9 protein-coding genes are annotated in these 25,683 nt (G+C 62.5%); 3 read left to right on the forward strand and 6 right to left on the reverse strand.

Annotation, left to right across the window (positions count from 1 at the left end; genetic code table 11):
• The first annotated feature begins 7 nt into the window (after positions 1-7).
• Both ACVHNU_RS06110 and ACVHNU_RS06115 read left to right on the forward strand, forming a co-directional pair.
• Positions 8-12,331, forward strand: coding sequence for a non-ribosomal peptide synthase/polyketide synthase (locus ACVHNU_RS06110; RefSeq protein ID WP_473019213.1), 12,324 nt, complete (start codon positions 8-10; stop codon positions 12,329-12,331).
• A gap of 72 nt (positions 12,332-12,403) precedes the next feature.
• A complete protein-coding gene (locus ACVHNU_RS06115; protein WP_226500284.1) occupies positions 12,404-13,360 on the forward strand; it encodes an alpha/beta hydrolase in 957 nt (318 codons plus the stop codon).
• Positions 13,361-14,333: 973 nt separating this feature from the next.
• On the opposite strand, the gene ACVHNU_RS06120 is transcribed toward ACVHNU_RS06115, so the two are convergent.
• The 5 genes from ACVHNU_RS06120 to pvdM all read right to left on the reverse strand — a co-directional run bounded on the left by ACVHNU_RS06120 (position 14,334) and on the right by pvdM (position 22,264).
• Positions 14,334-16,814 carry a TonB-dependent siderophore receptor gene (locus ACVHNU_RS06120; protein WP_003223433.1) on the reverse strand — a complete coding sequence of 827 codons (2,481 nt, stop codon included), beginning with the start codon at positions 16,812-16,814 and terminating at the stop codon, positions 14,334-14,336.
• Positions 16,815-16,928: 114 nt separating this feature from the next.
• Complete coding sequence (locus ACVHNU_RS06125) at positions 16,929-18,578, reverse strand: cyclic peptide export ABC transporter (protein ID WP_473019214.1); 1,650 nt, start codon at positions 18,576-18,578, stop codon at positions 16,929-16,931.
• 108 nt (positions 18,579-18,686) lie between these two features.
• Positions 18,687-19,574: a dihydropyoverdine dehydrogenase gene (pvdO, locus tag ACVHNU_RS06130; RefSeq protein WP_103484492.1), complete on the reverse strand. Its 888-nt coding sequence runs from the start codon at positions 19,572-19,574 to the stop codon at positions 18,687-18,689.
• A gap of 36 nt (positions 19,575-19,610) precedes the next feature.
• Positions 19,611-20,897: a pyoverdine-tailoring periplasmic protein PvdN gene (gene pvdN, locus ACVHNU_RS06135; protein ID WP_226501900.1), complete on the reverse strand. Its 1,287-nt coding sequence runs from the start codon at positions 20,895-20,897 to the stop codon at positions 19,611-19,613.
• The gene (pvdM, locus tag ACVHNU_RS06140) at positions 20,894-22,264 is read right to left on the reverse strand and encodes a pyoverdine-tailoring dipeptidase-like protein PvdM (protein ID WP_003223442.1); all 1,371 of its coding nucleotides are present in this window, start codon (positions 22,262-22,264) and stop codon (positions 20,894-20,896) included. The genes pvdN and pvdM overlap by 4 nt, the downstream gene beginning before the upstream one ends.
• 207 nt (positions 22,265-22,471) lie before the next feature.
• Between pvdM and pvdP the strand changes: the two genes are divergently transcribed.
• On the forward strand, positions 22,472-24,097 hold the full coding sequence (pvdP, locus tag ACVHNU_RS06145; protein WP_473019215.1) for a pyoverdine maturation tyrosinase PvdP: 1,626 nt from the start codon (positions 22,472-22,474) through the stop codon (positions 24,095-24,097).
• Between the two features lie 191 nt (positions 24,098-24,288).
• Here the strand turns inward: pvdP and ACVHNU_RS06150 are convergent, their stop codons facing one another.
• Positions 24,289-25,683 carry an efflux transporter outer membrane subunit gene (locus ACVHNU_RS06150; protein WP_473019216.1) on the reverse strand — a complete coding sequence of 465 codons (1,395 nt, stop codon included), beginning with the start codon at positions 25,681-25,683 and terminating at the stop codon, positions 24,289-24,291.

The following is a 25,683-nucleotide window of genomic DNA, read 5'->3' on the forward strand; positions in this document are numbered from 1 at the left end:
AAAACGCGTGCAAGAGTTAATCGAGTCGGTAGGACAACTTTCGGCTAAGCAAAGAAAGGCTCTGGCGGTTCTGCTCAAGCAGAAAGGCGTCAACCTCTTTGACATTGCCCCGGTTTTCAAGCGCACGGCTGAAGAGCCGTTGCTGCTGTCCTACGCCCAGCAACGCCAGTGGTTTCTCTGGCAGTGGGCGCCGCACAGCGCGGCCTACAACATTCCGACGGCCCTGCGTTTGCAGGGGCCGCTGGATGTATCCGCGCTGGAGCGCAGCGTCCAGGCGCTGATCGAACGACACGAAACCTTGCGCACGGTGTTCACCCAGGAAACCGGACAACCCTTGCAAGTGGTCCTGCCCGCAGGCGCCTTTGCACTGGAGATCCAGCAACTGAGCGCTGAGTCGGCGAACGACCCTGAAGCGTCCATTCAGGCGTTCGTGCAGACCCAGAGCCAGAAAACTTTCGACCTGGAGCATGGCCCGCTGTTGCGCGCGGCGTTGCTGCAGGTCACCCCGAATGACCATGTCCTGGTGCTGACCCTGCACCACATTGTTTCCGATGGCTGGTCGCTGCAAGTGATGATCGAGGAACTGGTGCAGCTGTACGCCGGTTTCAATCTCGGGCACGCCGCCGGTCTGCCGGCGTTGCCGATTCAATACGCCGATTACGCCCTGTGGCAGCGGCAGTGGATGGAGGCCGGTGAGCAAGAGCGGCAACTGGCGTATTGGCAAGAGAAGCTGGGCGGTGAGCAGCCGGTGCTGGAACTGCCGATGGATCGTCCGCGTTCCATCGAGCAAAGCTTTGCCGGGGCCAGTCACAACCTGATTCTCGATCCGGCGCTGAGCGATGCGCTCAAGGCGTTCGCCCGTCAGGAAAACGTGACCCTGTTCGTGGTGTTGCTGGCCTCGTTCCAGGCGTTGCTGCACCGCTACAGCGGGCAGGCCGACATCCGCGTCGGCGTGCCGGTGGCCAACCGTGGGCGGGTGGAAATCGAGCGTCTGATCGGCTTCTTCGTCAACACTCAGGTGCTCAAGGCTGACATCGACGGGCAGATGCCGTTTGTCGATCTGCTGCGTCAGGTCAAACAGACCGCGCAGGAAGCCCAGGCCCATCAGGACTTGCCGTTCGAGCAATTGGTCGAAGCGCTGGAACCGGGGCGCAGCCTGAGCCACAGCCCATTGTTCCAGGTGATGTTCAACCACCAGGCCGAACGCCGCGCAAGCGTCGAAACCCGCCTCAACGGCCTGAGCATCGAACCGCTGGAATGGCAAAGCCAGACTGCGCAGTTCGACTTGACCCTGAACACCACCGAGCAGGCTCACGGCATCGAAGCCGTGCTCAAGTACGCCACGGATCTGTTCGACGCCGCGACCATCGAGCGCCTGGCGCAACACTGGAGTGCGTTGTTGCGGGCGATCGTCGCCGAGCCGGGCCAGCGTATCGGGCAACTGCCGATGCTCGATGACGGCCAGCAGCAACAATTGCTCGCGCAGTGGAATCCGGTACGGGTGGAACAAACGGTCGAGCAGTGCATTCATCAAGTCATCGAAGCCCAGGCTGAACGTCATCCTGAAGCGATCGCGGTGACCTTTGACGGGCAGCGTCTGACCTACGCCGAGCTCAATCGCCGTGCCAACCAGTGGGCGCACGTGCTGATCGACCGTGGCGTCGGCCCGGACGTGCGCGTCGGTGTTGCTGTCGAGCGTTCGCTGGACATGATCGTCGCCATCCTCGCGGTGCTGAAGGCCGGTGGCGCGTATGTGCCACTGGACCCGGGTTACCCGGATGATCGGCTGAGCTACATGATCGCGGACAGCGGCATCGGATTGCTGCTGACCCAGGGTCATCTGCTGGCGCAATTGCCGGTGCCAGCGGGATTGACCTGCCTGGATCTGAACCAGCCAGTCGCAGGCAGCCGCGACAGCAACCCGGTGTGCCTGACCACGCCGGACAATCTGGCCTACGTCATCTACACCTCGGGCTCCACCGGCAAACCGAAGGGCGCTTTGTTGCCGCACAGCAACGTCATTCGTCTGTTCAGTGCCACTGAAAACTGGTTCGATTTCGGCCCGCAGGACAGCTGGACGCTGTTCCATTCCTACGCCTTCGACTTCTCGGTCTGGGAGATTTTCGGTGCGCTGCTCTACGGCGGCAAACTGGTGGTGGTGCCCCACGACGTCAGCCGTTCCCCGGAAGATTTCTACAGCCTGCTGTGCGATGAAAACGTCACCGTGCTGAACCAGACGCCATCGGCATTCAAGCCGTTGGTGCAGGTGGCCAGCGAGTCGTCGCGCGATAACACCCTGCGTTATGTGGTGTTCGGTGGCGAGGCCCTCGAAGTGCAGAGCCTGCGCCCGTGGTTCGAACGTTTCGGCGACCGCGCGCCAACGCTGATCAACATGTACGGCATCACCGAAACCACCGTGCACGTGACCTACCGGCCATTGTCGCTGGCCGACTTGCAGCAGAGCCACAGCAGCCCGATTGGCGAGCCGATCGTCGACCTGTCGTGGTATTTGCTCGACAACGCGCTGAACCTGGTGCCGCAAGGCTGCATCGGCGAGCTGTACATCGCCGGCGCTGGTCTGGCCCGTGGTTATCTGAATCAGGCCGGCATGAGCGCGACGCGGTTTGTTCCGGACCCGTTCAATCTGCAGGCCGGTCAACGCCTGTATCGCACCGGTGACCTGGCGCGGTTGCGCGGCGATGGTGTGATCGAATACATCGGCCGCATCGACCATCAGGTGAAGATCCGCGGTTTCCGAATCGAGCTGGGAGAAATCGAAGCGCAACTGCTCAAGCACCCCGCAGTGCGGGAAGCGGTGGTGCTGGCGGTCGACGGTCTCAGTGGTCAGCAACTGGCAACCTGGATCGTCGCCAACGAGGCGCTGGATGCCGAAGGGCAGGGCGCGCTGCGCGATTCGATCAAGGCACATTTGCGCGAATCGCTGCCCGATTACATGGTTCCGGTCAGTTGGGCGTTCCTCGAGCGTCTGCCGCTGACGGCCAACGGCAAGCTTGATCGCAAGCAACTGCCGCAGCCGGACGTCGCCCAGGTGCAGGAAGCCTACGCCGCACCGCGCAACGAACTGGAACAGCGTCTGGCCGATATCTGGCAGGACGTGTTGAAGGTCGAGCGCGTCGGTCTCAACGACAATTTCTTCGAGCTGGGCGGCGATTCGATCATTTCGATTCAGGTGGTCAGTCGCGCCCGTCAGGCGGGTATTCGCTTCACCCCCAAAGACATCTTCCAGCACCAGACCGTGCAGCGTCTGGCAACCGTCGCGCAACAGAGCGATGCGGTGCAGACGCAACAGGGCGACGTGCTCGGCGATGCGGTTCTGACGCCGATTCAGCATTACTTCTTCAACAGCGATATCCCGGCGCGGCATCACTGGAACCAGTCGATCCTGCTGACCCCGGCCACGGCGCTGCAAGCGGCGCCGCTGGAACAGGCGCTGCTGCACCTGCAACGGCACCATGACGCGCTGCGCCTGCGTTATCGCCAGACCGGCGATGGCTGGCAGCAGAGCCATGCGCCGGCGGATCAGGCGCAAGCGTTGCTGCGCACTGTCACGCTGGATGACAGTGCGGCATTGCCGGCGCTGTGCCTGGAGTTGCAGCGCAGTCTCGATCTGCTCGACGGCCCGCTGATGCGTGCGGCGCTGGTCGATCTGCCGGACGCCAGCCAGCGCTTGCTGCTGGTGATCCATCACCTGGTGGTCGATGGCGTGTCGTGGCGGATCCTGCTGGAAGATCTGCAAACCGCCTATCAACAACTGAACGGCGGGCAGGCTGTGGTGCTGCCGGCCAAGACCAGCGCGTTCAAGGATTGGGGGCAGCGTCTGCAAGCCCATGCCCGTAGTGCGGCGCTGGACAGTCAACTCGACTACTGGCGCGGGCAGTTGCGCGACGTCTCGGTCGAGCTGCCGCTGGACAACCCGCAAGGCCGATTGAGCAACCGTTTCGAGCGCAGTGTCGACACCCGTCTGGATACCGAACGTACCCGTCAGTTGTTGCAACAGGCCCCCGCGGTCTATCGCACCCAGGTCAATGATCTGCTGCTGACGGCACTGGCCCGTGTGTTGTGCCAGTGGACGAACACGGACAGCGCGCTGGTGCAGCTTGAAGGTCACGGTCGTGAAGACCTGTTCGACGATGTCGACCTGAGCCGCACGGTGGGCTGGTTCACCAGCATGTTCCCGGTGCGCCTGACCCCCGGCGCCAGTCTCGAAGCGTCGATCAAGGGCATCAAGGAGCAACTGCGCGCGATCCCCGACAAAGGCATCGGTTATGGCTTGCTGCGTCATCTGGGCAGCGCCGAGGCACAAGCGGCACTGAACGGGCTGGCGCAACCGAAAGTCACGTTCAATTACCTCGGCCAGTTCGACAACAACTTCGACGCCGATGCCCTGTGGGTACCGGCCACCGAAGACAAGGGCGCCGGTCAGGATGAAAACGCGCCGATGGCCAACTGGCTGACCATCGATGGCCGGGTCTATCAGGGCCAGCTGAGCCTGACCTGGACCTACAGCGGCGACGTGTTCGAAGAGGCGACGATCAATGCGCTGGCTCGCGCTTATGAAGTGGCGCTGGGCGAGTTGATCGACCATTGCCTGAGCCATTCGAGCGGTGGTTTGACGCCGTCCGACGTGCCGCTGGCCGGGTTGTCCCAGGCGCATCTGGACAGCCTGCCGATCGCCGCTCAGCGTATCGAAGACATCTATCCGCTGGCGCCGATGCAGCAGGGCATCCTGTTCCACAGCCTGTACGACGCCGATGCCAGCGCCTACGTCTACCAGATGCTGCTGGACATCGACGGCCTCGATGTGGCGCGTTTCCAGCAAGCCTGGCAGCGGGTGGTGGATCGCCATGAAGTGCTGCGCGCCGGGTTCATCTGGGGCCGCGACGGTCTCGATGCACCGCTGCAAGTGATCAATCGGCAGTTGACCCTGGAGATGCCGGAAGTCGATGTGCGCGGTGTGGCGGATCTGCCGGCGGTGCTTGAGGCTCGAGCGCAGGCCGACCGCGAGCGCGGTTTTGATCTGCAGAATCCGCCGCTGTTGCGCCTGTGCCTGTTGCGCACTGCGGATGAACGTCATCGATTGATTTTCACCTGCCACCACATTCTGATGGACGGCTGGAGCAACTCGCGGATGTTCGGCGAGGTGCTGCAGGATTACGCCGGTCACCCGGTGCCGAGTGCGCAGGGTCGCTACCGCGATTTCCTGGTCTGGCTGCAAGGTCAGGACAAAGCCGCCGCCCAGGATTTCTGGCGCGGGCAACTGGCTGCGCTGGAGGCGCCGACCCGTCTGGCTTCGGCCTGCCACGGTGCTACGGTGCCGGGTCCGGGCAAGCAGATGCATCGTCTGCATTTCGATGCGGCTTTCACCCGGCGCCTGAACGCGTTCTCGCGTCAGCAGCAAGTGACCCTCAACAGTCTGGTGCAAGCCGCGTGGCTGCTGGTGTTGCAGCGTTACACCGGGCAGGCCACGGTGGCCTTTGGCGCGACCGTGTCGGGACGTCCGGTGGATCTGCCGGGCATCGAGCAGCAATTGGGGCTGTTCATCAACACCTTGCCGGTGATCGCCAGCCCGCAGGCGACCGTCAGCGTCGGCGACTGGGTGCGCAGCGTGCAGGACAAGAACCTGCTGCTGCGTGACTACGAGCAGACCCCGTTGCAGGACATCCAGCGTCTGGCCGAACTGAGCGGCGAAGCGCTGTTCGACACCTTGCTGGTGTTTGAAAACTACCCGGTCTCCGAAGCGCTGGAGGCCAACCCCGGTGGGTTGCGTTTCGGCGGTCTGGAACACCGCGAGCAAACCAACTACGGCCTGACCCTGATTGCCGGGGCCAGCGACGTGTTGAATCTGGACTTCAACTACCTCACCGAACACTTCGCCGAGCGCAGCGTGCTGGGCCTGGCGGCGCATCTGCAAGAGGTGCTGCGTCAGTTCCTCGAAGCGCCGCAGCGTTGCCTGGGCGAGATCGGTCTGTTGCCGCTGGCCGAACGTCAGACCCTGGCGCAATGGAACGACAATCACGCCGCCTATGCAGAGCAACGCCTCATTTCGCAGAGCTTCGAAGCGCGGGTGGCGATGCATCCGCAAGCGCAGGCACTGAGTCATGCCGGTGTGGCGCTGAGCTATGCCGAACTCAACCGACGTGCCAACCAGTTGGCCCGTCATCTGCTGGCGCTCGGGGTCGGCCCGGAAATCCGCGTGGGCGTGGCGATGCCGCGTTCGGCGGAACTGGTGATCGGCCTGATGGCGGTGCTCAAGGCCGGCGGCACTTATGTGCCGCTGGACCCGGATTATCCGGCGGATCGGGTCGCGTACATGCTCGACGACAGCCAGGCGAAAGTCCTGCTGACGCAACAGTCGCTGCTGGCGCAATTGCCGCAGACCGATGCGCAAGTGGTGTTGGTCGAGGCGGGTGGGCAGGCGTTTGCCGGGCAGTCGCCGGACAATCTGCCGGCGCGGGGCGATAGCGCCAATCTGGCTTACGTGATCTACACCTCTGGTTCCACCGGCAAACCGAAGGGCGTGGCCATCGCCCATCGCAACGTGCAGGCGCTGATTCACTGGTCCGCCGAGGTCTACAGTGAAGACGACCTGCAAGGCGTGCTGGCCTCGACGTCGGTGTGCTTCGACCTGTCGGTGTGGGAGATTTTTGTCACCCTCGCGCGCGGCGGTTCGCTCGTCATGGCGCGCAATGCGCTGGAACTGCCGGACTTGCCGGAGCGTGATCAGGTGCGCCTGATCAACACCGTGCCGTCGGCGATTGCCGCGCTGCAACGCGCCGGGCACATTCCGCCCGGAGTGCGCATCATCAACCTCGCCGGCGAGCCGCTGAAGCAGGGCCTGGTCGACACGCTCTATGGCGAAACCTCGGTGGCCCACGTCTATGACCTGTACGGGCCGTCGGAAGACACCACCTATTCGACCTGGACCCGCCGCGAGGCCGGTGGTCAGGCGAACATCGGCCGGCCGCTGGCCAACACCTCGGCGTACCTGCTCGACGGCCAATTGCAGGCGGCGCCGATTGGCGTGGCGGCCGAGCTGTATCTGGCCGGCGACGGCATCACCCGCGGCTATCTGTTCCGCCCGGGGCTGACCGCCGAACGTTTCGTGCCCAATCCGCTGTCGACCCGCGGCGAGCGCATGTACCGCACCGGCGACCTGACCCGCTTCACGGATGACGGCCGGATTGAATACGTCGGACGCATCGACCATCAGGTCAAGGTGCGTGGTTTCCGCATCGAACTGGGTGAAATCGAAGCGCGTCTGCTTGCCCAGGACAGCGTGCGCGAAGGTGTGGTGCTGGCGGTGGATGGCCATAGCGGGCAGCAACTGGTGGCGTATGTGGTGCCGAGCGACAGCGGCCTGAGCCTCAAGGAGCAGGACGATCTGAGTGAAGCGTTGCAGTTCGCACTCAAGGCGCATCTGCCGGATTACATGGTGCCTGCGCAGTGGCTGTTCCTCGAGCAGCTGCCGCTGACGCCAAACGGCAAACTTGACCGCAAGGCTCTGCCCGCACCGGACGCCAGCCAGGCGCAACGTGAATACGTGGCAGCGTCGACGCCACTGGAGCAACAACTGGCCGACGTCTGGCAGGACATTCTCAAGATCGAACGCGTCGGCGTCACCGATAACTTCTTCGCCCTCGGCGGCGATTCGATCATCTCGATTCAACTGGTCAGCCGCGCGCGTCAGCAGGGGATTCGGTTCACCCCGAAAGACCTGTTCCAGCAGCAGACCGTGCAGAAACTCGCGGCCGTGGTCTCGGTGGATGACGACTCGGCGGGCGACACTGCAGTGGATTATCCATTGGCCCAACTGGATCAGGCGCAGCTCGACGCGCTGCCGGTACCGGCGCAGATGATCGAGGACGTTTACCCGCTGTCGCCCATGCAGGAGGGCATGCTTTTCCACACGCTGTCGGACAACGGCAGCAGCCTTTACGTCCAGCAGGTCAGCCTGCCGATCAAGGGCCTGGACGTGGAGCGCTTCCGTCAGGCGTGGGAATTCGTGATCGTCCGGCAGGCGATTCTGCGGACCAGTTTCCATTGGCAGGATGGCCTGGTGAAACCGTTGCAGGTGGTGCATCGCCACGCCCCGTTGCAGATGCAGGTGCTCGACTGGCGTGAACGGGAAACCAGCGAAGAGCTGATTGCCCGGTTCGCCAGCGATGACCGCGCGCTCGGTTTTGATCTGGCCGAGGCGCGTTTGCAGCGGATGACCCTGCTGCGCCTGAGCGACGATCAATACCAGATGATCTGGACCAGCCACCATATCCTGATGGACGGCTGGAGCAGTTCGCGCCTGTTCGGCGAGGTTTTGCAGTATTACGCCAAGGGCGAAATCATCGGCGAGAACGGTCGTTACCGCGACTTCATCGCCTGGTTGCAAGCGCAAGATCAGGACGCTCAGGAGCTGTTCTGGAAGGCGCGTCTGGCCGTGGTCAACGAGCCGACGGCGCTGAGCCAGGCGATGCATCCGCGCCACAGCGCCGATGTTTCCGGTCACGATGCGATCTACTCGAACTGGGACAAGGCGCAAACCGAACAATTGCTGCAGTTCTGTCGCGACTTGCGCATCACCCCCAACACCTTGATTCAGGGCGCGTGGCTGCTGCTGTTGCAACGCTACACCGGGCAGCAGACGGTCACCTTCGGCGCTACGGTGTCGGGGCGTCCGGAAAGTCTGGCGAATGTCGGCAACATGCTCGGCCTGTTCATCAACACCTTGCCGATCATTCAGACGCCGCAAGCGCATCAGCGCGTGGCCGACTGGCTCGGTGAAGTGCAGGCCTATAACCTCGACATCCGCGATTACTCCCAGGCGCCACTGGCCGACGTACAGCGCTGGTCCAACCTCGGCGGCCAGGCCCTGTTCGACAGCATTGTGGTGTTCGAGAACTTCCCGATCGACGATCGCCTGCAAGAAGAAAACGACACCGACCTGACCTTCGGCAAATCCATCGGCCACGGCGTGACCAACGTGCCGATGGACCTTGCGGTGATGCTCGGTGACGAGTTGTCGATCGAATACCTGTATCTGCGCAGCCACTTCAGTGCCGAAGCGGTTCTGGGTATTCGCCAGACCATGGAAAACACCCTCGCGGCGATGATGGCCGCGCCGTACGAGCGCCTTGGCAACCTGCAGCGCCTGAGCCGCGAGCAATGGCAAGCGGCGCAGGCCTGGAGCGCCGAACCGGCGCACAGCCATCAGGCAGCGTTGTTGCCGGAGTTGATCAGCCGCCACGCGCAACAACAGCCGCAGGCCATTGCCTTGCAATGCGCGGGGATGAGCCTGAGCTACGCCGAACTCGAGCAGCGCGCCAATCGTCTGGCTCACTGCCTGATCGAACACGGTGCCGGCCCGGAAGTGGTGATCGGCGTCGCCTTGCCGCGCTCGCTGGAGATGGTGGTCAGCTTCCTCGCGGTGCTCAAGAGCGGTGCGGCGTACGTGCCGCTGGACATCGAGTATCCACCGGAGCGTCTGGCGTACATGATCGAAGATTCGGGCATGGCGCTGCTGCTGACCCAGAGCAGCCTGCGTGCGACGTTGCCGGCGCCACAGGGGTTGCTGCGTCTGGAAATCGATCACCTCGATGAACGCCGCTATGCCGCTCACGCCCCCGACAACCGCGTTCACGAGCAAGGCCTGGCGTATCTGGTCTACACCTCCGGTTCCACCGGGCGGCCAAAAGGCGTTGCGGTGACCCAAGGCCCGCTGAGCATGCACTGCCAGGCGATTGCCGAGCTGTATGAAATGGATGCCAGCAGTTGCGAGCTGCACTTCATGTCGTTCGCTTTCGACGGTGCCCATGAGCGTTGGCTCAGCACCTTGTACAGCGGCGGTCGCCTGGTGATTCGCGACGGTTGCCTGTGGACACCGGAGCAGACCTACGAGGCGTTGCACGAATACGGCATCACCATTGCCTGCTTCCCGCCGGCCTACCTCAAGCAGTTGGCCGAATACGCCGCCGCCAGTGGTATCGCGCCGCCACCGGTGCGCATCTATTGCTTTGGCGGTGACGCGGTACCGGATCAGACGTTCGAGCAGGTCAAGGCGGCGCTGCGTCCGGAATACTTCACCAACGGCTATGGCCCGACCGAAACCGTGGTCACGCCGATGCTCTGGAAAGTCCCGGTGAGTCAGCATTGCGAAGCGGCGTATGCGCCGATCGGCCGCGCCGTTGGCGCGCGTTCGCTGTACGTGCTGGATGAAGACCTGAACCCGTTGCCGCCAGGTTTTGCCGGCGAGTTGTACATCGGTGGCTATGGTGTCGCCCGCGGGTATCACGGGCGTCCCGACCTGACCTGCGAGCGCTTCGTGCCGAACCCGTTCGCCGCGGGTGAGCGCTTGTATCGCAGCGGCGATCTGGTGCGCCTGCGTGCGGACGGCGTGGTCGATTACGTCGGGCGCATCGACCATCAGGTCAAGGTGCGCGGCTTCCGCATCGAACTGGGTGAAGTCGAGGCGAGTCTGCGACAGTTGCCGGCGGTCACCGATGCACTGGTGATCGCCCGGGACAATGCGTCGGGCAAACAACTGATCGGTTACGTGGTGACCGAAGCCGGGCAGGACATGGGCGATGAACTCAAGGCCGGGCTGCGGGCGTCGTTGCCGGAATACATGGTGCCGGCGCAGATCGTCTGCCTGGACGCTTTCCCGGTCACACCCAACGGCAAACTCGATCGCAAGGCGTTGCCAGAACCTGAGTTCAAAACCGAAGAATATGTCGCTCCGCGCAACGAGCAGGAAACCTTGCTCGCGCAAATCTGGGCTCAGGTGTTGCAGGTCGAGCAGGTGGGCATCTGCGACAACTTCTTCGAACTGGGCGGCGACTCGATTCTGAGCCTGCAGGTGATTTCCCGGGTGCGTAACCACCCGACGCTGAACATGGAGCTCAAACTGCGCGATCTGATGCGCTATCAGACCATCGCCGGCATCGTCGAACAGGAAGTGGCGAAGGAGGGCGGCCAGCCACCGGCGACGGACCTCACGCAGGTGGCAGCGGAGGGCACGTTCAACCTGCTGCCGATTCAGGAGTGGTTCTTTGCCGAGGACATGGCCGAGGCGCATCACTACAACCAGTCGCTGCTGCTGAGCGCGCGCCAGCCGCTGGATCTGGATGCTCTGGAGCAGGCGCTGGGCTGGATCGAAAAACATCACGACTCGTTGCGTCTGCGTTTCTCCCGCGAAGGCGGGCGCTGGGTGCAACGCTACTGTGAGCTCGATGAACAGGGCGAAGCGTTGCTCTGGCGTCGTGAAGCCGCGAACAGCGAGCAGGTCGAAACGCTGGCCAACCTCGCCCAGCGCAGCCTGAAACTCGACGCCGGGCCGGTCTGGCGAGTGATGCATGTCGCCATGCCCGAGGGGCAGGCGCGACTGCTGGTGGTGATCCATCACCTGGTGGTCGACACGGTGTCGTGGCGGATTCTGCTGGACGACTTGAAGGTCGCCTACGAAGCCTGCGTGCAAGGGCTGCCACCGCAGCTGCCGATTCGCACCAGCAGCTACCGTTCGTTTGCCGAGGCATTGCAGGCCCAGGCGCCAGTGATTGCCGAGCAGGAACTGGGCTGGTGGCTGGAGCAATTGGATCAGCCGGGTGTCGATCTGCCGTGCGACAACCCGCGCGGCAAAAACCTCGTGCGCCAACAAGCGCAGGCGCGCCTCAAGCTGTCACGCGAGCACACCGAGCAACTGCTCAAACAGGCGCCAGCGGTGTACGGCACGCAGATCAACGATCTGCTGCTGTCGGCGCTCAGCCGCACGTTGTGCCGCTGGAGTCAGCAGCCGTCGGCGCTGATCCTGCTCGAAGGGCATGGTCGCGAAGACCTGTTCGAGACCCTCGACCTGAGCCGCAGTCTGGGCTGGTTCACCAGTATGTTCCCGGTACGTCTGCGTCCGGACAGCGAGGACATCGGCCGCTCGATCGTCGATGTGCAGGCGCAATTGGCAGCGGTTCCGCAGAAGGGCATCGGCTACGGCGTGTTGCGCCATCTGGCGGGGGCCGAGGTGTCTCGGCAACTGGCGGATCTGCCGCAGGCGCGCGTCACGTTCAATTACCTGGGGCAGTTCGACCAGAGCTTCGACGAGCAGGCATTGCTGGTGCCGGCACTGGAGGAGACCGGCGACAACTACAGCCTGAAGGCGAACCTGGGTAACTGGCTGGAAATTGTCGGCCAGGTCTATGACGGTCAGTTGGCCTTGCGCTGCATCTACAGCAGCCAGCGCTATCGCGCCGGCACCATCGATGCGTTGATGAACGATTACCAGCGCGAGCTGGAGGCGTTGATCGAGCATTGCATGGCACGCGTCGGCTGATCGCCGGGCACTCGGTCATTTTGGGGCGTTGCCGAGGCGTGCCCCTTTTTTGCTTATACAAGGATCTTAGCGATGTCGTTACACCCTGACCTGGAAGCCTTTCTCGACCTGGCTCAAGACAGCCAGGACGCCGGCCTGCCGGCCATGCACCAGATGACCCCGAGCGAGGCCCGTGCCACCTTCGAGCAGACCACCGCGCAACTGCGCTGGGCTGCGCCTTCGGATCTGTCGGTGACGCAGATCGACATGGCAGCCCGGAACGGCACGCCTTTGGCGTTGCGCCTGTATCGGCCGAACGGCGCCGTCACGCCGCTGCCGGTGCTGGTGTATTTCCACGGTGGCGGATTTGTCGTCGGCAGCCTAGATTCCCACGACGGTGTGTGCCGCGAGTTTTGCCAGCGCACGCCTTGCGCGGTTTTGTCGGTCGGTTATCGACTGGCGCCCGAGCATCGTTTTCCTGCGGCCCTGGAAGATGGCGAAGACGCCTTGTCGTGGCTGGCGGAAAACGCCACGAGCCTCGGCCTCGACACCACGCGCGTAGCGTTCGGCGGCGACAGCGCCGGCGCCACACTGGCCACCGTGCTGGCGATACAGGCAGTCGTACAACCGCAAACCGTAGCCATCGCGCCCAAGGCGCAGTTGCTGTGTTATCCGGTCACCGATGCTTCACGCCCTCACGATTCGCGTCTGCTGTTCGGCGAAGGTTACTTGCTGGAAAACGAAACGCTGGACTGGTTCTATCAGCACTACGCGCGCAGCCCGCACGACTGTCTGGACTGGCGTTTTTCACCGTTGCTGACGGAGGATCTGCGTGGGGTCGCACCGGCTATTGTGCTGTTGGCCGGGTTTGATCCGTTGCTCGATGAGGGGCAGGCTTATGTCGATAAATTGCGTGCTCACGGGGTGAGGGTTGAGCTCGAACATTGTCCGGGGTTGACCCATGATTTGCTGCGTATGGCTGCGGTCATGCCTGATGTGTTGCAGGTGCATGAAGATTTGAGCAGGGCGTTGGGGCGGTTGTTGGGGTGATGCTTTGGTTGGGGTGATGCCTTGGTTGGGGTGAATATCCGTTGCTGCGGTTACGGCCTCCTATGGTTCCGCCCTTACGGCGGGTCACTTTTGGCAAACGCCCCAAAAGTAACCAAAAGGTCTGTGCCCTGACGTTCGGCCCTCGCCTGGGCTCGGGTTCCTTCGCTGCGGGATTCATCCGGGGGGCAGCGCCTACGGTTTGCTTCGCTGCACCTCCTCTCGCTGTGTTTGGCTGCGCCAAACGGTCGCTGCGCTCCCACCCCCGGATAAACCCCTCCACTCAGCCTGCCGACGGGCCCTGAGATCAAAAGCGGTACTCGAGCTAACGCTCATTGTGTTGAGTGGGGCGGCTTCGCCGCAGGGGGGGCACGCTCTCTAAATTGTAGGAGCCAGCCTGCTGGCGATGGCGGCCTGACAGCCGACCAATCTCTAACTGATGCACCCGGCCCAACTGTGGGAGCGGGCTTGCTCGCGAAGGCGGCCTGTCAGCCGACCAATCTCCAACTGAATACACCCAATCCCATGTAGGAACTGCCGAAGGCTGTGATCTTTTGATCCGCTTTGGCTTTGGCTTTGGCTCTGGCTCTGGCTTTTGATGTGGCTTTTGATCTTCAGCCCCTTCGGCAGGCCGAGCGTAGGTGTTCATCCGGGGGGTAGGCGCGCAGCGCCATGCGGCGAAGCCGCATCCATCGAGAGGAGGTGCAGCGAAGCAAACCGGAGGCGATGCCCCCGGATGGACACCGTAGCGAGGGAACACTGAGCCTCAGCGAAGTGCCGTACGCCGGGGGAAGCCTTTTTGGTTACTTTTTCGGCGTTTGGAAAAAGTGACCCGCCGTAAGGGCGGAACCGTAATCAGCAACACCCGCAGCAACGGATATGCCCCCAATCCCAACCCCCATTAATCCCAACACCCCAACACCAGACAGACAAAAAAAAGCCCCGCCAAAGCGGGGCTCTCTCACAACCGAAGCAATCAGAAAACAGCCTTGACCGACATCACGAAATTACGCGGATCACCATAAAAGTTACCGAAACCCTCGGTACCAATGGTCGAGTAATAACGCTTGTCGAACAGGTTGTTACCGTTGAGCGCGACCGACCAGGTGTCGTCGATCTTGTAGCCGATGCGACCGTTCCACACCGCATAACCGGCACCGTTGATGTTGCCACCGCCAATCGGCGAGACGCGATAGTTGCCGCTCTGCGCGTTGACGCCGGCACCGACGGTGACGCGATCCAGTGGGCCGGTCAGGCTGTAGTCACCCCAGACACGCAGCAGGTGACGTGGCACATAAGAGTTGTAGGCGGTGCCGTCCAGAGTGGTGTCGGCATCTTCCAGCACTTTGGTCTGGGTGTAGGTGTAGCCGGCCAGCAGTTGCAGGCGGTCAATCACTTCACCGCTGACTTCCGCTTCGAAGCCCTGAGCGCGGACCTTGCCGGAGTTGATCGAGCAAGAGCTGTCTTCGCAGCGCAGATCATCCTGGGCCGCATCTTTCTGAATGGTGCGGAACAGGCTGAAGGAGCTGTTCAGACGACCGTCGAACCACTCACCCTTGATCCCCAATTCGTAGCTCTGGCCGATCAATGGCTTGAGGGTGCTGCCATCGATGGTCTTGTAAGCGCCTTGCGGGGTGAAGATGTCGGTGTAGCTGGCGTAGGCGGTCAGGTTGTCGTTGAGGTCGAACAGCAAGCCGGCGAACGGCGTGACTTGGCCGGTTTCGGTGGACTTGGTGTTGACCGGTGTACCTTCACCGCGGAAGTACTGCACCGAGTCGGTGTCGGACTTGTACCAGCTCACCCGGCTGCCCAGTACGAGGGTCAGCGGATCGGCCAGTTTAAAGCGGCCGATGGAGTAAGCGCCGTATTGCTTGATGTGCATGTCCACCGGGCCACCACGGGATGCATTGGCCAGGTAATAGCTTTCATCCGGTTGCGGGATATGGTGGTTCGGATCCAGCACGTTCTGACGTTGTGGCAACGCGGCCACTGCGTAGAAGTCGTCCTTGTTCGAACGGCTGGCGTTTACGCCGACGGTCAGTTCATGTTGCTGGCCGAACGCGTCGAATTTGCCGTCAACGTAGGTATCGAAGCCGTAGTCGACCTGGTCGTAATCGTAGGTGCTGCCCAGCATCAAGGTGCTGGACGAAGTGGCGCCGACCGGTACGGCACCGCTCGGGAATGCGTATTCCATGTCCTGGGTGTTGCGCGAGTAGACGCCCGCGACCTTGAGCGACCAGTCGTCATTGAACTGGTGCTTGAGGTCAGTGAAGTAGGTGGCGCGTTTGCTGCGCTGGTTGTTCCAGGATGTGTTCAGGCAGGTCGAGCGCTTGAGGTGCAGGTCGGAGCCGTCGGCGTAACGCGGCAGGCCGCCCCAGCAAGGCGTGGCGTCGACGTCTTCCCAGGCGACGCCCACACCCAGGGTGGTGTCGGGGCTGAGGTCGAAGTCCAGGGCGCCGTAGTAGATCTGATCCTTGCGGCTGGCGACGTCATAGAAATATTGACGGGTCTGCTCAGTGACCACGGCGCGACCACGGATGGTGCCCGAGTCGTTCAACGGGCCACCGGTATCGACCTGACCGCGATAGTTGTCCCAGGTGCCTGCCGACAGCGAGAGTTCAGTGTGGGCGGTATCGCCGCCGCGCTTGCGCACGAAGTTGACGCCACCGGCGGTGCCGCCGGCGCCTTTCATCATGCCGGCGGCGCCACGCAGTACTTCCACGCGGTCGTAGATGGCCATGTCGCTGTTGAAGCTGTCGGCCTGCACGTAGCTGCTGCCGATATCCAGCGGTACGCCGTCGTACTGATACTGGCCGCTCATGCGGAAACCGCGGGAGTAGAAATATTTGCCGCCCATTGGCGAGTCGTAAACGGTGATGCCCGGGGTCTTCTCCATCACTTGTTCGATAGTGTTGAGGTTCTGGTCATCGAGCATCTTGCGCGTCATGACGGTGATCGACTGCGGTGTTTCTTTCAGCGAATGCGTGCCCTTGCCAATGGTCACGCCACCGGTGGTGTAGGAGTTGCTGCCTTCGGTGGTGGCGCTCATGCGTTGCGCGTTGACGTTGGTCGGCGCCAGTTCCATGGTATCGCCGGTGGCCGGGCCAAGCACGGTCACGGTGTTGCCGTCACGCTGATAGCGAATGCCGGTGCCTTTGAGGATCGCGTTAAGCGAATCATCACCCTGATAGCGCCCGCTGAGTGCGCTGGAGCGCAGACCTTGCAGGCTTTCCGGGCTGTAGATGATTTGCAGGCTGGTCTGTTGGCTGAGGGTCTGCAGAGCCTGTGCCAGTGGCTGGGATGGAATGTTCAGTGTCCATTCCTGCGCCTGGACATACGGGCTGGCAGCAACGGTCAGTGCCAGACCGAGACCAGTGCCGGCCAGTCGCGAACGTGTGACGCCCTGCATCAACAGGGCTCGAGTCAGGGGGCGAAGCATGAAACGGGATGCGGACATGAGGTTAAGACCTTGGCAGGTATAGTTGTTAATGGTTCTTATTCATCTCATTAAGACGAGGAAGCCGCGGCAAACCGGAAAACTATTTTTCCGGCCTGGCCGCGGCCCCGTGTTTCAAGCGGTCTGCAGTTCGCTTTTGACCTTTCCGGCCTCCATGCGCACCAGTTGGTCGGCAACGTCGAAGTAACGGTCATCGTGGGAAATCACGATGATGGTCTTGCCCAGGCGTTTGAGGTCGGGCAGCAACTCGGTGTAGAAAATCCGCCGGAACGTCGGATCCTGATCCGCCGCCCACTCATCAAACACCAGCACCGGGCGCTCTTCGAGCCAGGCGTTGACCAGCGCCAGGCGTTTGCGCTGGCCGGTGGACAGATCGGTGGTGCTGAAGGCACCGTCGCGCACGCTGACCTTGTGCGCAATTTCCAGACGCTCGAGGTAGCGGGTGGCGTCCTGCGGCACCTGACGATCGCCCTGGATCAGGTCGTCGAACAGGTAGTAATCGGCAAAGATCGTGGTGAAGTTCTGTCGGTAGTCATCGCGGTTGAGCGCGGTGATTGCTTGATCGTTGACGCGGATTTCGCCTTCGGTCGGTGCGTACAGGCCGAGCAGCAATTTGATCAGCGTGGTTTTGCCACAACCGTTTTCGCCAACGATGAACACGATGTCGCCTTGTTCGATGCGCAGGTTGACCGGCCCCAGACGGAACGGTTCGCTGCCTTCCACCGCCGGGAACGCGTAGCGCACGTTGCGCAGCTCCAGGCTGTTGACGGCTGTCGCTTTGCTGCCCGTGTCTTCCAGTAGCAGGTGCGGTTCCGGCGAGGAAAACTGTTCGCTCAGCTCGGCAATCCGGCGGAACGCAATCTGTGCGCGGCTGATGATCGGCAAGGTGCTGACCAGATGCTCCAGCGGGCCTTTCATGTACAGCAGCACCAGTACAAATCCACTCATGACCGCTTTGTCGCCGCTCGGCCAGAAGGATTGCAGCGCCAGAGCCATGCCGATCACCACGAAGAACAGCATCGAGCCGAACGACTTGGCGATCACGAAGGTGTTGATGGATTTGATCTGGGTGTCGCAGATCTTTTCCGCGGTTTTCTGAATGCCGGCGACAAACATGCGCTGGCGCCGCGGGCGGTGGATACGCAGCTCCTTGGCTCCTTCGGCAATCGCGTTGTAGTGCTTTTGCAGTTCGTCTTCGGAGTCGCGCGCGGCGTAAAACCCGCGCATGCCCTTGGCCCTGGCAATCGCCTGAATCGTGGTGCCGATGGCGATGGCCACCAGCATCATCAGGAACATCGGCCAGGACAGCATCGCCAGGTAACCGAGGCAGCCCAGGGTGACGGTCATGGAGATCGCCAGCGGCGCAAAGGCGAAGGCGAAGTCGCTGATGGTGTCGACGTCGTGGGTCAGCACCGGGATCAAGCGGTGACTGCGATAGCGTTCGATCTGGTCGATCGGCGCCGACAGCACTTTCTCCCCCAGTTCCTTGCGCAGCCTGGCAATGATGTGCTGGCCGACATAGTTGGTGCCGATGTCCGACAGAATCGTCGTCAGCAACGCTAAGGCGCAGAGGCCGGCGAAGATCATGACCACCGTGCGGGTCAGGCCGTCATCGGAGTGCAAGGCATTGTTGATGGTCGCCAGCAGCACGGTGACGCTCAGGCCACCGATCATGCCGAGCACGATGGACACAGAGACGATCAGGCGGAAGGGCTTGAGCAGGGCGAACAATTCGTTGATCGCCCCACGCGTAGGCTTGGTCATGGAGGATTCCTGCTTCGGTGCGGAGGGAGTGCCGGTACTTAAGGAAAACGAATGGTCACGGAGTTTCTTTAAACGACCGCAGACGGGCTGCGGTCGTGGCGGGCAGGATCAGAGGTCACGCACTACGCGGAAACCGAGCCAGTCACCCTTGCTGGTCGGCCAGCTGCTGTTACGGTTGCCGGAGCGGGAGAACACCGGCGCTTCGCCCCAGTCGTTGCCGCGCATGACCTGGCGTTCACAGTGTTCCTGCACCCACGGACGACCGTCGTCGGGTACCCCGGAGTAGTCCTTGTGATAGCAATCGGCAGTCCACTCATAGACGTTGCCGTGGGCGTCGTAGACGCCGAAAGCGTTGGCCGGAAAGGTCCCGGCCGGCGAGGTGAAGTTGTAGCCGTCGGCGGCGCCATAGGTGTTGGCGTGTTTGGAAATCTGGTAGTTGTTGCCTTCATCGAACGGGAACGGGAAGGGCCCGGTGCTGCCGCCACGGGCGGCGTATTCGCGGATCGATTCGCTTTGCAGGCGATAGCTGTGGCCGGTCTTTTTCGACAGCCAATCGATATAGCCCTGAGCTTCGGCCACGTTCATGCACACCGCCGGGTCGCGCGCGGTCTGCTTGAACTCCGGTTTGCCGGCGGTGCAGCGGCGGCCCGGGCGATCATCGAAGTCGTAGGGCTTGTTGCCGGTATCGCGCACATACGCGTCCCATTCGCCGACCAGTACCTGGAAACGGCTGATGGCGAACGGTTTGCTGAAGGTCACCACGTGGCGTGGACCTTCATCCGGCTCGCGGCCGACTTCGTCCTCCGGGGTGCCCATGGTGAAGCTGCCAGTGGGCAGCACCACCATTTCCGGGCAGTCCTTGCAGTCCTTGAACACTTTGCCCGGAGCGGGCGGGGTCGCAGCCTGTGCGGCACCGGGCAACAGGCCGGCGCAGAGCGCGGTCAGGACCAGTGCGGGGAGGGCCTTGAAGGTGAATGAGGCGTGAGGCTTTTTCATGAGTCGTCTCTGTGAAAGGAAACCGGGGGCGAGCGCTCAGGCGCGCAGTTTTTTGCCGAGGATGTCCATGAACCGGTCGACTTCGGCTTCGCTGTTGAGCAGCCCGGGGGCGGTGCGGATCACCGGGCCGACATCGCGGCTGACGGCGTCGCAGATCACCCGCTGGTTCATCAGGTAGGCGGCGACCTCGTCGCTGTCCTGGCCCTTGACCCGGAAGAACGTGAAACCGGCGGAAAACTGCGGATCGAGCGGGGTCACCAGTTCGATGTTCGCGTGCTCCCGCAAGCGCTCTTTCAGATAGCTGTTGAGCTGATGAATGCGTGCCTGAACGTCGGCCTTGCCCAGTTGCAGATGCAGTTTGAAGGCCTCGTCCAGTGCCCAGCGGTGTTCGAAAGCGTGGTAGCCGCCCGGGGTCATGGTGGTGGCGAACGTCGTGGCTTCGGAGAACGTCGGCACGCTCGGGCTGACGTATTTCACTTCTTCACTGCGGCTGCAGACGATGCCGGTGCCGCGCGGGCCGAACATCCATTTATGGGTGCCGGCAATGAAAAAGTCGCAGTTCATCTGCGGGAAACTCAGATCATCGACGCCGAAGCCGTGCACACCGTCGACCACGTAAATCAATCGGTCCTGATCTTCGCGTTGACGGTTGTGCTCATCGACCAGCCGCGAAATGTCGCCGATCGGCAACTTCACGCCACTGCCCGAATGCACCCAGGTCATCCCCAGCACGCGGGTTTCAGGGCGGATGTTGCGGTTGATGGTGTCGAGCACCTGATCCAGCGAAATGCTTTGCGGGGTTTCGAACAGCTTGAGTTTTCGCACCCGGGTGCCATCGCGGCGGGTGCGGAAATCGAGGATGTTGCGGGTCGAATAGTGCTCGTGCTCGGTGGTGAGGATTTCCTGATCCGGGCGCACATGCACGCCACCGTAAATCATCGCCAGGCCTTCGGTGGTGCTGCCGGTGAGGGCGATCTGGCTCGGTTTGGCCTGCAGGTATTTGCCGGCCCAGACCCGCACATTGTCTTCGCGCTTTTCGGTGACGCCCAAATCCCAGTCCATGGCCAGGCCCGGGTTCAGATCCAGCGCTGCACGATGGCGTGCGATGGCCTCGCGCACGGGTTTGGGGTGGGAGGTGACCAGAAAGTTGGCGAAGTGAATCGCCTGCGGATCCTGCTCGAACAACTGGCGCAACTGCGTCCATTTGCTCCCGGAAGGCACGGCGGCGGGTGCGGCCATTGCTGGCGCAGCGAGCGTTGTGCCAAACGGCAGGGCGGCGGCAACCACACCTGCCTGTTTCAGAAACGTGCGGCGGTCGGTCATGGCTGGGCGCTGTCCTGGCGGGAGATCAACGCAGGTTTGGCCGCTTTCTGCACCTGATCCCAGACGCGCATGAAGTTGCCGCCCCACAGTTTGGCGATGTCTGCTTCGGAGTAGCCGCGCTGGATCAGTTCGGCGGTGACGTTGCGGATCTCCCCGACGTTTTCCCAACCCTTGATACCGCCGCCGTCGTTGAAGTCCGAAGCGATACCGACATGGTCGATGCCGATTTTGCGCACGGTGTAATCGATGGCGTCACCGAGGTCCTTGAGGGTCGCTTTCGGTTCTTCTTCAAGGATCGCGTAGAGGCCGCTGGCGTACTGGCCGAGTTTCTGTTCGGACCAGGCAGTGATGATCGGATCGCCCGGCATCAGCGCCATGGCCAGGTTCGGCAACGGCGGCAGGTCGAAGCGCGCGCGCAGTGCGTTGAGTTTGTCCTGGGTGCCTTGGGTCAGCGGTTTGAGGTATTGCGAGAACCCGACCACCTGCACCACGCCGCCGCTGTTCTTGATCAGCTGCAATTCCTTGTCGCTGAGGTTGCGCGGAATATCCACCGCTGCCCGTGGCGCCGAGTGCGAAGCCACCAGCGGTGTGCGGCTCAGTTGTGCGACCTGTTCCAGGCCCTTGGTCGACATTTGCGAGACGTCGATGATCACACCCAGATCGTTCAAGCGGTGCACCGCTTGCTTGCCGATGTCCGAGAGACCGTCGAGGGCATCCGGGGAATCATTGAAAAACGGTAGCGGGCGCGACGAGTCGGCCCAGCTGTTGTTGCCGATGTAGCTGAAGCCGAACATGCGCATGCCGCGCCCGGCCCACAGGTCCAGTTTGCTCAGGTCGTTGCCCAGCGGGTAGGCGTTGAGCATGCTGATGAAAATCGCAAACTTGCCTTCGCCATGCAGGCGGCGGAAATCATCCGGGGTGTAGGCGATGCCAACCTGATTGGGAAAGTCGCGGACCATCCCGGAAATGATTTTGTAGCGCACTTCCTGCTGGTTGCGCGCTTCCTCGACAAAGCCCTCGGTCGGGCGATGCGGCGCATTCGGGCCGTTCCACATTTCCGGCCAGCCGAACACGGTCAGTGCCGCGCCGGACAAGCGACCGCGATTGGCCTTGATCAGGTCGAACTGGCCCGAGCCGTCCTTGTCGGCTTCGTTGCCGTGCGCGCCGAAACTCAGGGGCACGGTGATGTGGCTGTCGAACGAGAGGATGCGATCCTGCAGCTCGGTTGCCTGTTTCATCACTTTGACCGGATAGCCGGGGTTGTCCCGAAACCAGTAATCCCAGGCCAGAAACCCTGCGCCGGCGCTGATCGCCAAGGCCAGCGGCAGGCCGATAAATAGAGCCTTTTTCGAACGCGGTTTTGTCATTGCCATCTCATTCAGGTTCGCCGTCGAAGTGCAGGCGCAGGGGCCTTTGCTATCTGGGAGGAACGAGTGACCGGACGGGTAATTTAGTGGTGCGGGTGAAAAGCGTTGATGGCGTGCTGCGATCTTTTGCCGGGGCCATAAATTTCCTCGGCGAGCAAACGTTCTAGCTTGGATAAAGCCTGCTTCATGGCTGACACAGGTAGGGCAATGACGATCTCTCGACGCTGGTTCATGGCGGGCATGGCACTTACGGGCGCCGCGCTGCCTGCCGCTTTTTATGCACATCGTGAGCTGACCCGTGAGGAGTTTCCGATCACACCGGGAGAGGCCACAGTGGATCTGGCCGATACGGCCGGTCAGCAGTTGGCGGACAACCTGCGCGGCGTGTGGGATATCCGTTTCAGCGGAGCCGCCGCAGGGCTGGACGGCCTGCCGCACGAAGGTCTGGAATTGTTTCTCGACATTGCCCGTCGTGGCCGCGGCTTGCGCGGATTCCTCGATACCGGGGCCAATCTGCGTTCTGACGCGCCGGCGCGTTATCAGGTGATTGGCGATCTGGCGCCGGGCAATGGCGCCGAGATGTACTGGCGGCTGCTGCGCACCGATGCGCCGCAAGCGCCGCCAGTCTATGAATTCAAAGTCAAACTGGACGAAGTCTGGGCGGCGTTCGGCAATGCCGGCAGTGGCACGCTTACCGGGCAGGTGTTGCGCCTGGATCGACCGTTGGGCTTGCCGGAACTCGACAACCATTTCATCGCCATCAAACGACGTTTTCCCGAGGCTCGCGAGCGCACCGGATTGAACCCGACACTGTTGGCGTGGCTGGTCGCTCCGGAACATCGCCTGTTCCACCAGCTCTGGCATGCGACCCGGGACAAGTGGCACAAACTCTCGGAGAAAAAACGCGAGGCCCTGCGCGGAATCGGCTGGCAACCCGGGCCGCGCGACAAGGAACGGGATGCCCGCGGGCCACGCAAGGATCGCAATGGTTCGGGCATCGACTTTTTCTTCATGCACCGGCACATGCTGGGTAAGGCCCGCTCGATGCAGGACTTGCCGTCGTGGCCGGCGTTCCCCATGCCGCAACCGGAACTGGAACGCGACCGTCAGGGCTTCGCCCGCTACTTCGACAACCACGACGGCAACGCCTTGCCGCCGACCTGGGTGACCGACGGCGATGATGAGTACACCCAGTGGGTCAGCGACATCAAGGCGGCCGAGACTTACCACAGCAATTTCCAGGTCTGGGAATCGCAGTACCGCGACCCGCGATACTTATCGAAACTCACACTTGGGCAGTTCGGCTCAGAAGTAGAGCTGGGCCTGCACGATTGGTTGCATATGCGCTGGGCGTCGGTGGCACGCGACCCGTCCAATGATATTCCGGTGCCGATGGCGCGCGATCAGGCGGATTTTGCCGCGCGTTGGTACGCCCCGGAAAACGACTTTCTCGGCGACCCGTTTTCCTCCCATGTGAACCCGGTGTTCTGGCGTTTTCACGGCTGGATCGATGATCGCCTCGAAGACTGGTTTCGCGCCCATGAGCGTTTTCACCCGGGCGAAGTCAGTCGCCTGGAGGTCAATGGCGTGCCGTGGTTTGCCCCGGGGCGCTGGGTTGAAGTCGACGACCCGTGGCTGGGGCCGGACACCCATGGCTGCAGTACCGTGCCGGGCCTGCAAATCGGCCGCTCGGTGGAGATGGACCCGGAAACCATGAAGCTCGCGCTGCGCATCACCTTTGGCGATGAAGACCACATGGCCGACCTGTTCCGCAAGGTGCCGCAGCGACCGTGGTACGCCCGACATTTGAAGGTGAAGGGGCGGCAACTCTAAGCACAAAAAAATCGCAGCCCGGAGCTGCGATTTTTTTTGCCCTGAGGGATTGGTTTCGCCTGACCTGGCGCTTTCGCGAGCAGGCTCGCTCCCACGGGGATCTGCGTTGAGCCTCGATCTGCGACGCGCCCCATCACCCCTGTGGGAGCGAGCCTGCTCGCGAAGGCGTCGGGAAAGTCGACAAGGGACGGTCAGATGACTTGCCAACCACCGCCCAACGCCTTGTACAAGGCAATGCTGGCCTGCAAGCGCGACAGGCGCAGTTGCACGTTCATGTCCTGCGCCGCATACAGCGTGCGCTGGGTTTGCAGCACGGTGAGCAAGTCTTCGGCGCCGGCCTGATAGCGACTTTGGGCGATGTCGAAAGCGGTTTGCGCCTGGCTCAGCTCTTCGCTTTGCCATTGCCGTTGTTTGTCGAGGCCGCGAATGCTGCTGAGGGCTTTTTCGACGTCGGCGAAGCCATTGATGATTGCCCCGCGATACGTCTCCAGCAGTTCGTCCTGACGAGCCTTGGCCTTGTCGCGTTCAGCGCTCAGACGGCCATTGTTGAAGATCGGCGCGGTCAACCCGGATGACAGGTTATAGAACGTCGTGCGCAGCAGATCCGCCGCCAGATCGGCGCCGGTGCCGAGGCTGGCGGTGAGGGTGACTTTAGGCAGCATGGCCGCCCGGGCCACGGTGACATCGGCTTGCGCGGCCGCGAGTCTGGCTTCGGCGCTGGCGATGTCCGGGCGCCGGCTCAGCAGATCGCTGGGCACGCCACTGGCGATGTTCGGCCACTGCAATTGTTCGAATGACTGTTGAGGTGACGACAGCGTCTGCACCGGTTGGCCGAGCAGGGCGGCAAGGCTGATCAGTGCTTCGCGTGCCTGTTGCTGCACCAACGGCAACTTGCGCTGTTGTTCGGCCACCAGGCTTTTCTGCTGGGCCAGTTCCAGTGCGGTGGCGCTGCCGGCGTCGAAGCGGGTTTGCACCAGGTGCAATACGTTTTGCGCGTTGGCCAGATTGAGTCCGGCGATGCGCGCTTGCTCACGCAACGCCAGGGCCTGGGTGTAGCTGGTGGCAACGCCGCTTTGCAAGGTAAGTTCGACGGTGGCGCGATCGAATTCGCTGGCTTGCACGCCGAACACCGCGCTGTCGCGGGCGGCGCGTTTGCCGCCCCAGAAATCGATTTCGTAACTGGCGCTCAGCTCCGCGTCGTAGTAATCCAGCGAACGCTTGTCCGGGTTCACGTCCAGTTGGCTGTAGCCCTTACCGTGCAACAGTTTCTGCCGATTGGCATTCAGTCCGGCCTTGAGTTCCGGTAGCAGCGGGGCGCCAGCAATCGTCGCGCTGGCCTGCGCCTGCCTGACCCGGGCCACCGCGGCACCGAGGTCATGGCTGCCCAGGCGCGCCTGTTCGACCAGTCGATCGAGTTCGGGGCTGCCGAACTGCGTCCACCATTGGCGGTTGCTCTGCACCGCACCGGGATGATCCGGTGACTGCCAGGCGGGCGGTGGCTGCACGCCGCTGTCGGGGCGTGGCGCAGGGCTGCTGCAGGCCGTCAGCATCAGGCTGGCGGCGAGGAGGGTCAGTGGCGCTTTCAT

The sequence above is a fragment of the Pseudomonas sp. Ors-4-3C genome, from assembly GCF_055755035.1.